This window comes from Curtobacterium sp. MCLR17_044 (assembly GCF_003234435.1).
Taxonomy (GTDB): Bacteria; Actinomycetota; Actinomycetes; order Actinomycetales; family Microbacteriaceae; genus Curtobacterium; species Curtobacterium flaccumfaciens.
In genome coordinates, this window is the sequence record NZ_QKTC01000004.1 from 101,962 (window position 1) to 112,775 (window position 10,814).

General features: G+C 72.8%; 7 protein-coding genes. 3 read left to right on the plus strand and 4 right to left on the minus strand.

Annotation, left to right across the window (positions count from 1 at the left end):
- Positions 1-43: 43 nt before the first annotated feature.
- Positions 44-1,549: a DEAD/DEAH box helicase gene (locus DEJ04_RS04070; RefSeq protein WP_111046321.1), complete on the minus strand. Its 1,506-nt coding sequence runs from the start codon at positions 1,547-1,549 to the stop codon at positions 44-46.
- A gap of 159 nt (positions 1,550-1,708) precedes the next feature.
- Here DEJ04_RS04070 and DEJ04_RS04075 point away from each other — a divergent pair, with 159 nt between their 5' ends.
- A complete protein-coding gene (locus DEJ04_RS04075; RefSeq protein ID WP_239001467.1) occupies positions 1,709-2,422 on the plus strand; it encodes a ferritin-like fold-containing protein in 714 nt (237 codons plus the stop codon).
- 42 nt (positions 2,423-2,464) lie between these two features.
- On the opposite strand, the gene DEJ04_RS04080 is transcribed toward DEJ04_RS04075, so the two are convergent.
- Both DEJ04_RS04080 and DEJ04_RS04085 read right to left on the minus strand, forming a co-directional pair.
- Positions 2,465-2,761 carry a hypothetical protein gene (locus DEJ04_RS04080; protein WP_111046322.1) on the minus strand — a complete coding sequence of 99 codons (297 nt, stop codon included), beginning with the start codon at positions 2,759-2,761 and terminating at the stop codon, positions 2,465-2,467.
- 4 nt (positions 2,762-2,765) lie between these two features.
- Positions 2,766-2,990 carry a DUF3107 domain-containing protein gene (locus DEJ04_RS04085; RefSeq protein ID WP_031259670.1) on the minus strand — a complete coding sequence of 75 codons (225 nt, stop codon included), beginning with the start codon at positions 2,988-2,990 and terminating at the stop codon, positions 2,766-2,768.
- Positions 2,991-3,117: 127 nt separating this feature from the next.
- On the opposite strand from DEJ04_RS04085, the gene DEJ04_RS04090 reads away from it, so the two are divergent.
- Both DEJ04_RS04090 and DEJ04_RS04095 read left to right on the plus strand, forming a co-directional pair.
- A complete protein-coding gene (locus DEJ04_RS04090) occupies positions 3,118-6,273 on the plus strand; it encodes a UrvD/REP family ATP-dependent DNA helicase (RefSeq protein WP_181437729.1) in 3,156 nt (1,051 codons plus the stop codon).
- Positions 6,270-9,551 carry an ATP-dependent DNA helicase gene (locus DEJ04_RS04095; RefSeq protein ID WP_258371306.1) on the plus strand — a complete coding sequence of 1,094 codons (3,282 nt, stop codon included), beginning with the start codon at positions 6,270-6,272 and terminating at the stop codon, positions 9,549-9,551. Before DEJ04_RS04090 ends, DEJ04_RS04095 begins: the two co-directional genes overlap by 4 nt.
- 224 nt (positions 9,552-9,775) lie before the next feature.
- Here DEJ04_RS04095 and DEJ04_RS04100 read toward each other — a convergent pair whose 3' ends face one another.
- Positions 9,776-10,774: a phosphotransferase gene (locus DEJ04_RS04100; protein ID WP_111046324.1), complete on the minus strand. Its 999-nt coding sequence runs from the start codon at positions 10,772-10,774 to the stop codon at positions 9,776-9,778.
- Positions 10,775-10,814 lie beyond the last annotated feature (40 nt).

Consider the following 10,814-nt stretch of genomic DNA (forward strand, 5'->3'; position numbering starts at 1 on the left):
AAGGGCCCGTCGCGTCAGCGACGGGCCCTTCGGTCTGGAGGCGCTACTCGCCGTCCGACGTGCCCTGCGGTGCCGAGGCGGTCGCCGAGGCATCGCCGGTGCCGGCTCCGCGACGGCGGCGACGGCGACGACGCTTCGCGGCGCCGTCGGTGGAACCACCTTCGACGGCCGAGCCGTCCTCGGTGCCCGCCGCGGTGGTGGAGGCGACCGACTCGGTGTCTGGAGCCTGCGGGGCGGACTGCTCCGAGCCTCCTGACCGGGTGCGGCTGCGCGACCGCGAACGCGACGCGTCACGCGAACCCGAGGCCGGGCGGTCGCTGCTGCGCTTCTCGACGGGGGCGCCAGCCGAGGCGGCGTGCGACGACGAGCCGGGCAGACGGCCCTTGGTGCCCTTGGGGATGTCGAGTTCCTCGAACAGGTGGGGCGACGACGAGTAGGTCTCGACGGGCTCGGGGATGCCGAACTCGAGCGCCTTGTCGATCAGCGTCCACTTGTGCAGGTCGTCCCAGTCGACGAACGTGACCGCGATGCCGGTCTTGCCGGCGCGGCCGGTGCGGCCGGCGCGGTGCAGGTACGTGTCCGGGTCGTCCGGGATCGTGTGGTTGATCACGTGCGTGACGTCGTCCACGTCGATGCCGCGGGCGGCGACGTCGGTGGCGATGAGCACGTCGCGCTTGCCGGCCTTGAACGCCGCCATCGCGCGCTCGCGCTGCTCCTGGTTGAGGTCGCCGTGCACCGCTGCGGCGTTGAACCCGCGGTCCTTCAGCTCCTCGACGAGCTTCGCCGCGGCACGCTTGGTACGGGTGAAGATCACGGTCTTGCCGCGGCCCTCGGCCTGGAGGATGCGGGCGATGACCTCGTCCTTGTCCAGGGAGTGCGCACGGTAGATGAGGTGCTTGATGTTGGCCTGCATGAGGCCCTCGTCCGGATCGGTCGCCCGGATGTGCACCGGACGGCTCATGAACCGGCGGGCGAGCGCGACGATCGGCGCGGGCATCGTCGCCGAGAACAGCATCGTGTGCCGCACCTCGGGGACGGCCTGGAAGATGCGCTCGATGTCCGACAGGAACCCGAGGTCGAGCATGCGGTCGGCCTCGTCGAGCACGACCTCCTGCACGTGGGAGAGGTCGAGCAGACGCTGCCGCTGCAGGTCGATGAGTCGCCCGGGCGTGCCGACGACGATCTGGGCACCGGCCTTGAGCTGCTCCACCTGGCCCTCGTAGGCCTTGCCGCCGTAGATCGAGACGACCGTGGTCGGACGGTTCGAGGCCGCGAGCTCGAGGTCCTCGGTGACCTGCACCGCGAGTTCACGGGTCGGGACGACGACGAGCGCCTTCACGCCGTGCGCCGGGTCGGCACCGAGTCGCTGGATCAGCGGCAGGCCGAAGCCGAGCGTCTTGCCGGTACCCGTCTTGGCCTGGCCGATGATGTCCTGGCCGGTCAGGCCGAGCGGGATGGTCTGTTCCTGGATCGGGAAGGGCTCGATGATGCCCTTGCCGGCCAGTGCATCGACGATGTCCTGGTCGATGTTGAGGTCTGAGAAAGTCAAAGAATCACCTTAGTTCTGGTGGAAGTCCGGGCCAGTCTACCGACGGGGCCGTCCTCCGGGGCGCGGCGGGGTGCTTCGGGGAGTCGGGTGGTCCGGTCCGGGCGCCGAGCGGGGCGACCGGCGGGTCCCACGGGGCGCGCCCTCTATGCTGGTCGGGTGGTGTCGTGGTGGAACCGGAAGCGCGCGGCGCAGCTCGCTGCAGCATGGCTCGCGTCACGGAACCCGCGCGGAGCTGCGCAGGTCAAGCGGCTCGCGCTCGACGACGTCACCCCCGAGCTCGACGTCTACCTGGGGCAGGCCGCGTACCTGCAGCTCTCCGTCTACGAGACGATGGGACGAGCCGGTGCTTCGGCACCGACGCTCTCCGGCCGTCTGGTCACCGGGGTCCTCGCGACCACGGCGCTCGAGCGGCACCGCACGATCGTGGCCGAGATCGAGCGCAGCGGCGGAGACCCGGCGGCGCTGATGGCCCCGCACCGCGAGGCGATCGACCTGTTCCTCGAACGGACGAGCGGCGCCGACTGGTACGAGTCGATGCTGACCGGCTACGTGACGGCCGGCATCCTGAACGACCTGTTCGGCAACCTGCTCCGCTCGCTGCCGCTCGACGTGCGGCAGCGGCTGCGGTCGGTGTTCGACGCGCGCGAGGAAGCGGCGGTCGTCGAGGAGCTGACGGCTCACATCGAGGACGACCCGCAGATCGGTTCGCGCCTGGCGATGTGGGGACGACGTCTGGTGGGCGACACCCTGCTCGTCGCCCGGTCGGCGCTGGCGTCGCACGCCCGCGAGGACCAGGAGCGGCTCGAGCCGGTCTGGACTGAACTCATCGCCGCGCACACCCGACGGATGGACGCGCTCGGGCTGACGGCCTGAGCGGTCGAGCGTCAGGCGCCGCGCGTCTGAGTTGCTCGAGCGTCAGGCGCCGCGCGTCTTGAGCTGCTCGTAGTACTCGGCGTCGTGCTTGTCGCGCTGGGTGCCGAGGAGCCACTCGAGGACGAGGGCGATCGCGCCGGACCCCACGAGGGCCACGACCCAGATCCAGGTGCCGTCGTACCGCCACCCGGCCCAGGTCAGCGCTTCCCAGAGCACTGCTGCGGCGATGCCGCCGACCGCTGGGCCGACGAGCACGCCACGGTTCGACCGCCACGGCAGGATCACGTGCGCGACCGCACCGATGATGACGCCGCCGAGGACGGCGAAGAGCAGTTCCACGTCGTCAGGCGACGAAGCCGATGCGCCGTGCCTCTTCCGCGCCGACCTCGACGTACGCCAGGGCCGAGACGGGGACGATGAAGCGACGGCCCTTGTCGTCCTGCAGCGACAGGTGCGTCGACTTGGCGGTGAGCGCCTCGGACACGGCCTTCTCGACCTCGTCCGCGGTCTGGGCGGTCTCGAAGGCGATCTCGCGGGGGCTGTTGATGATGCCGATCTTGATGTCCACGAGCACAGCGTATCCGAGCGGTCCCGTGCGGCATCGGGCGTTCGCCGCGGGCGCACTCGACGGCGTGACGACCGGTGCCCCGCGCGTCCGCTGCGGTGCTGTCGGTGGTCCTGGGTACCGTACGAGCGTGCCGCAGACCACGCTGATGCCCGCTCCCGAGGACACCGGGTTCGCGCGCGCACTGGTCGACGACCCCTCGCAGGCCGCGGTGCTCGCGTTGCCGGACGGCCGTCACGCCGCGGTGATCGGTGCGCCGGGCAGCGGCAAGACGACCACGCTCGCGCGGCTCGTCGCCGACCGGCTGTCCCGTCCCGACGCGATCACCCCCGACGGCCACGCGACGGTGCTCGCCCTGACCTCGGCGCGGACGGCCGCGACGGCGCTGCGTGACCGGCTCGCTCGGGCGGTCGACCGGGTCGTGCCGGGTGCCCTTGCACGCACCGTGAACTCGCTGGCGTTCCAGATCGTCACCCACGCGGCGTCGGTGCAGGGGCAGGAACCCCCGACGCTGCTGACCGGTGGGGAGCAGGACCGGATCATCGCCGACCTGCTCGCGGGCCACGAACTCGACGGAGCCGGACCGGCCTGGCCCGACCCGATCACCGCCGTCGTCCGTGAGCGAGCGGGGTTCCGTACCGCCCTGCGCGACGTCATGATGCGTGCCGTGGCCGCCGGCGTCGAACCCGACGACATGCGGGAACTCGGCGACGAGCTCGGACGGCCCGAGTGGCGGGCCGTCGGGGGCTTCGTGGACGACTACCGCGCATCGGTCACCGCGTTCCGACCGACCGGACTCGACTCCGGCGAACTCGTGGCGTACGCCACCGCCGCGGTGCTGCGGCACGAGCTCCCCGCGAGCATCGCCGCCCTGCGCCTGGTCGTGGTCGACGACACGCAGGAACTGGTGGAGGGTGAGATCGCGCTGCTCGGGGCACTCGCGCGCTCCGGCGTGCAGGTCGTCGCCTTCGGGGATCCGGACATCGCCGCCTCGGCGTTCCGCGGCGCCGAACCGGACGTGCTCGGTCGGCTGGCCGTGCGCCTCGGGGTGGACCGCGTCGACGAGCTGTTCCTCGGCGCCGTGCACCGGCACCCCGCCCCGATCCGTGCCCTGATCACCGGCGTCACGGGTCGCATCGGCACCGCGGCGGCCGGTCGGCAGCGCAGCGCGTCGGCGGGCGACCAGGATGCGCGGTCCGACGCCGTCGTGCACCTCGAAGCCGCCAGCCGTTCCGCGCTCGTCGTGGCGATCGCCCGTCGACTGCGCGAACACCGCCTGCTCGACGGTGTGCCGTGGCACCGGATGGCCGTGGTCACCCGCAGCGGTGCTGCCATCCCCGAACTCGTCCGGGCACTCTCCGTGGCCGAGGTCCCGGCGACCGCCGGTGCCGCGCCCGTCCGTCCGCGCGACGACTCGGCGGCGCGGGCGCTGCTCGACGCGGCCGCGGTGGCGCTCGACGTCCTGCCGCTCGACGCCGCCCTGGCCACCGCGTTCGCCACGGGGCCCCTCGGCGGCCTCGACACCCTGGCGATGCGTCGGCTCCGGCTCGCCCTGCGGCGCGAGGAACTCGCGGGCGACGGCAGCCGCACCGCCGACGAACTGCTGGTCCATGCCCTGGGCGCACCGGAGCGCCTGGCGACGGTGGACGCCGGGTTCGCACGACGAGCGACCCGGCTGGCCCGGAGCCTGGTGCAGGCGCGTGCCGACGCCCAGGCGGGATCGAGCATCGAGGAGATCCTCTGGGGCCTCTGGGAACGCAGCGGTCTCGCGAAGTCATGGGGCGCCCAGTCCGCCGCCGGTGGGGTCGGCGCCGGGGAAGCCGATCGGCACCTGGACGCCGTCGTCGGCCTCTTCACCGCCGCCAAGCGCTTCGTCGAGCGTACGCCGGACGCCCCCGCGCGGGTCTTCGTCGACGACCTACTCGGCGCCGACCTGCCAGAGGACTCGATCGGACCCGACCGGACCGCCGGCCGGGTGCGGGTTCTGACGCCGTCGGCGACGATCGGGCTCGAGTGCGACGTGGTTGTGGTGCTCGGTCTGCAGGACGGCGTCTGGCCCAACACCCGGGTGCGCGGCAGTCTGCTCGACCCGGACGGACTGGTCCGCGCTGCCGCCGGGGTCGAGCGTTCGCCCATCGACGACCGTGCCGCCGTGGTCGCCGACGAACTCCGGCTGTTCGCCCGGGCCGTCTCGCGCGCCACCACCCAGGTCGTCATCGGCACGGTCGCGAACGACGACGAGTCGCCGTCACCCTTCGTCCGGCTCGTCCCGGTGCCGCCGGACCGTCAGCCGACCGTCCACCCGCTGTCCCTGCGTGGGCTCGCCGGGTCGCTGCGCCGCCGCGTGGTGGGCTCCGGCGACCACGAGGCCGCGTCCGCGCTGGCCCGCCTGGCCGAGGCCGAGGTCCCCGGGGCGGACCCGGACGAGTGGTACGGGCTCGCCGAGCCGACCACGGACGACCCCCTGGTGGACCTCGACGCCGAGCCCGCGCCCGAAGTCGAGGGCGGCGAGCCCGTCGCCCCGGCAGTATCCGTGTCGCCGTCGCGGATCGGCACCTTCGAGGAGTGCCCGGTGCACTGGTTCGCGCAGACCTTCGGCGGCGGTGCCCCGAGCCCGGCGATGGGCATCGGCACGATCGTGCACGAAGCGATGGAGCACGCCACCGAGATCGACGTCGAGTCGCTGTGGGAGCGGGTCGAGGCGCGGTGGGACGAGCTCACGTTCGAGTCGCCCTGGGTCGCCGACCGCGAACGTGCCCGGACCCGGCGGATGATCGAGGGGCTGAGCGACTACCTCCGCACCTTCGCCAGCGCCGGCCGCCGACTGCTCGGCGCCGAGACCTCGTTCGCGCTCGTGACCGGGCCCGCCCGGATCCGGGGGAGCATCGACCGCATCGAGGTCGACCCCGAGGGGCGGGTGAGCGTCGTCGACCTGAAGACCGGCCGTTCGATGCCCAGCGAGAAGAACGACATGCCGGAACACCCGCAGCTCGGCGCCTACCAACTCGCGGTCGAGGACGGCGCGGTCGAGGGCGTTCCGGCGGGGTCGCCGATGACCGACGCCCGGCTGGTCTTCGTCCAGAACCCCCGCGGCGGACAGGCGTACTCCGAGCGGACCCAGCACGCGTTCGACGCCGAGGCGCGCGAGGCCTACCGCGAGCGGTTGCACGGAGTGGCGCGGGGCATGGCCGGCCGGACCTTCGTGGCGAACGTGGACGACCACTGCGAGAAGGCCCGGACCGGGGTCGAGTGCCGGATCCACGTGGTGGCGGAGGTGACCTGGTGAGCGACACGGCGGACACGACCGACACGGCGGACACGACCGGCACGGCTACTGCTGCCGACACGACTGCTGTTGCTCCGCCCGTCATCCAGCACGGCGCCGACGCCATCGCCGACGCCCTCGGCCGCCCCCGTCCCACCGCCCAACAGCGCGCCGTCATCGAGTCACCGCTCGTGCCGGCGCTGGTCGTCGCCGGTGCCGGCAGCGGGAAGACCGAGACGATGGCCTCGCGCGTCGTCTGGCTGCTGGCCAACGGACTCGTCCGCCCCGACGAGGTCCTCGGCCTGACCTTCACCCGCAAGGCCGCCGGCGAGCTCTCCGTCCGCATCAACGACCGCATCCGTGCGCTCGAGGACGTGGGCTTGATCACCCCCGGGGACGCCTTCGAGGCACCCACGGTCTCGACGTACAACGCCTTCGCCAACGCGGTCTTCCGCGAGAACGCCCTGCTCGTCGGGCGTGACGGCGAGTCCCAGGTACTGACCGAACCGTCGGCCTGGCAGCTCGCCCGTCGGGTGGTGGTGGCCGCCCGCGACGACCGGCTCGCCGGACTCGACCGCGACGTCGACACCCTGACAGCAGCCGTGGTCGCGCTCGCCGGTGCCACCTCGGAACACCTCGTCGAGCCAGAGGACCTGCGCCGGTTCGCGATCGAGTTCTCGGAGCTGCTCGAACTCCCCGGCAACCGCGGCAAGCCGTACAAGGCGATCACCGACGCGGTCGCCGCGATCGGCGCCCTCGAACCCCTGGCCGACCTGGTCGCCGAGTTCCGACGACAGAAGGTCGACCGCGGGTTCGTGGAGTTCTCCGACCAGATCGCCCTGGCGCTCGCCGCGGCGGAGTCGGCGCCGCGGGTCGTCACGGACCTGCGGAGCCGGTACGGCGTGGTGCTCCTCGACGAGTACCAGGACACCTCGGTGGTGCAGACCCGGTTCCTCGCCCGGCTGTTCCGCGGGCACTCGGTGATGGCGGTCGGCGACCCGCACCAGTCGATCTACGGGTTCCGCGGTGCGAGTGCCGCGAACCTCGCCCGGTTCCCGCACGACTTCGGCGGCGACGAACCCGGCGTGGCCGAACCCGTCACCTTCGCGCTGTCGACCAGCTGGCGGAACCCGGTGGACGTGCTCGCGGGGGCGAACGCGATCGTGTCACCGCTGTCCGAGGCGTCCGAGGTTGACGTCGAGCGGCTCTCGCCCCGGCCGGGTGCGGACGCCGGCACCGTGCGGGTGGTGTTCCCCGAGACCCTGCCGGAAGAGGCCGACGAGGTCGCGGCGTGGTTCGAGGACCACCGCAGGCAGAACCCGGCGGGCTCGATGGCGCTGCTGCTGCGGGCCCGGAAGGACCTCGCGGCGTTCACGGCGGCGCTCGGTGCGCGTGGGGTGCCGTACCACGTGCTCGGCACCGGCGGACTGCTCCAGCGTCCGGAGATCGTCGACCTGGTGGCGTGCCTGCGCGTCCTGCACGACCCGGCGGCCGGCAACGACCTGATCCGGCTGCTCGCGGGTGCACGGTGGCGGGTCGGGGCGGCGGACATCGTCGCCCTGCACCAGCTCGCCCGGTGGCTGTTCCAGCGCGACCACACCCAGCAGCGCCTCGACGACGACCTGACCGCGGCCTTCCGTGCATCGGTTGCTGCCGGGGAGCACGGGTCGATCGTCGACGCGCTCGACTTCGTCGCGACCGCACCCGACGAGCACGGCGCGCTCGAGGGCATCACCCCCGCGGGTCGCAGCCGAATGCGTGCGCTCGGCGGGCAGCTCGCGATGCTCCGCTCACGCGCGGGGAGCGACCTGGTCGACTTCGTGACGCTCGTCGTGCAGGAGATGCGACTCGACATCGAGGTCGCCGCGCACGAACAGGGCAGCGGCGCGTACCTCGACGCCTTCATCGACGAGCTCGCCGGTTTCGTGTCGACCGACGACCGCGCCGACCTCGGTTCGTTCCGCGGGTGGATCGACGCCGCAGCCCGACGGGACGACATGGGCCCGCGGTCCGAGGAGCCCGAGGCCGGCACCGTGCAGATCCTGACGATCCACGGGTCCAAGGGGCTCGAGTGGGACGCCGTCGCAGTGCCCCGGATGGTCGAGGGCGGCCTGCCGGCGCGTCCGCAGGAGGGCTCGTCGGGTTGGCTCGGGTTCGGCCGACTGCCGTACGAGTTCCGTGGAGACGCCGCCGAGCTGCCGCGACTCGCATGGCGCGGGCAGGAGACCCAGAAGGACGTCACCACGGCGATCGACGCCTTCAAGGAACAGGTGAAGGCCCGCAACGAGGACGAGGAACGCCGGCTCACCTACGTCGCCCTGACCCGTGCCAAGCACGACCTGCTGGTGTCCGGCTCGTTCTGGGCGGGCGGGGTCCGACCCACCGAGCCGAGCCGCTACCTGCGCGACCTGGTGGACGCCGGCGTCATCGACGGTGCGGCGATCCCGGAGACGACGGTGCACGACGAGAACCCGATGGGGGAGAGCGGCGCGACCCAGACCTGGCCGCACGTGCCGTTCGGGCAGCGTGCGCCGCGGGTCCTGGCTGCCGCCGAGCGGGTGCGGAACGCGAACCCCGGTGCCGCGGGGCGCTTCGCTGCGGACATCGACCTGCTGCTCGCCGAACGGCACGCCACCCGGAACGCGAAGTACGCGGTCGCCGTCCCGCACCGGGTCCCGGCGTCGGGCTTCAAGGACTACCTGACCGAACCCGACTCCGTGGCCGAGCGGCTCCGCCGGCCGATGCCGGAGCGCCCGTACCGCGCCACCCGGCTCGGCACGCTGTTCCACCAGTGGGTGGAACAGCGGGCACGGAGCGGCGGCGCGCTCGAGACGCTCGACGTGTGGGACGGCGAGCTCGACCTCGATGCCGACGACCTGGCCGATTCGTCGCCGGACGCCGTGGTCACCGACGACGACGCCCGTCGACTCGCGGACTTCCAGGCGACGTTCGCCGGCTCACGGTGGGCGGGGCTGACGCCGATCGAGGTCGAGCGCGAGATCCACATCCCGTTCCTCGGCCACAGCGTGGTCTGCAAGCTCGACGCCGTGTACGAGATCGACGGGCGCGCCGAGGTGGTCGACTGGAAGACGGGCAAGGCGCCGTCGGGGGCGGACGACCTGGCCCGCCGAACCCTGCAGCTCGCGTTGTACCGCGTCGCCTACGCCGAGTTCACCGGGCGACCGCTCGACCAGGTCGACGCGGTGTTCTACTTCGTCGCCGACGACTTGGAGGTCCGTCCGACCGAGCTGCTCGACCGCGCCGGACTCGAGCGTGCGTGGTCCGAGGCCATCGGCTGACGTCCTGCGGGCGCGCTGCGCCCGTGTCGTGCTCCGCCCGTGTCGTGCTCCGCCCCCGTGTCGTGCTCCGCGCCCGTGTCGTGCTCCGCCCTGGAGGCCCGGTGCCGGTCCGCCGGACCCGCGCCGGGCCTCCAGGCGGTCGCGTCCACGACTCCTGCCGCACGTTGATGAGCAGGAATGGTCGGGTGCGCCGCAGCGACCCGACCATTCCTGCTCACGAAGCGTCAGCCGTGGCGGCGTTCGGTGGAGGACAACAGCTGCTCCACCTCGCCGATCTCCATCGTCTCGGGTGACACGGACTGCAGTGGTTCCGCACTCGGGGCGTGCACCGCGTCGACCAGGCGGTGCATCATCGCGACGGCGTCGTCGACGACCTCGGTGCTCTTCGCCTGGACGCCGTGCAGCAGCCAGTGCGCCGTCTCGAGTTCGTGGTGCACGCGTGCACGCTGTGCGAGCTGGCGGTCGCGTCCGCCGCCGTTCGCCTCGTAGGCGCTGAGGACGGTGTCGAAGGCGTCGCGGCGGCCGGCGAGCACCCAGGCGAGGTCCTTCGCCGGGTCGCCGAGCCGCAGCTCGCCCCAGTCGAGGACCCCGGTCACCGCGTCGCCGTCGACGAGCAGGGCGCCGGTGCCGAGCGAACCGTGCACGACGGTCGGCGTGAACTGCCAGAGCTGCTGGTCGCGGGCGGCACCCTCCCAGCGTTCGACGAGCGCGGCGGGGACGAGCTTGGTCGCCACGGCGCGGTCCATCACCGAGACGGCGGACCGGAGCACCTCGAACGGCGTGAGCGACGGCAGGCCGGCGTCGGAGACGAAGCTCGTCGGCAGCTGGTGGATCGCGGCCAGGGCACGGCCGACGCTGGGGGCGAGGTCGGGGCGCTCGACGAGCGACGCGAGGGTCGGGTGAGCCCCGGCCAGCCGCGTCGTGACGATGGCGCGCGTCGACCCGATCGGCGCCTGGCCGCGGTACTCGGCGACGCCGAACGGCAGGCGTGTGCGGATGCCGGCGCTCAGCGCGCGGATGGCGACGAGGTCGGCCGACTGCCGCGCCTCGGCACGCTGGTTCCGGGGGCGGCGGATGACGATCTCGGTGCCGTCGGCGTCGCGGAGGAGCGCCGACTCGTAGTCGCCGGCCGCGGCCGAGCCGAGCGTGCGCGTGCCCGTGACGAGGAGACCTGGAACGGCCGTCGTCGCCAACGCGGCTAGAGTGAACTGGGATCCCGCCATGCCCCTCAGGGTAGGCGCGTGACGCGTGCACGGCTGCACG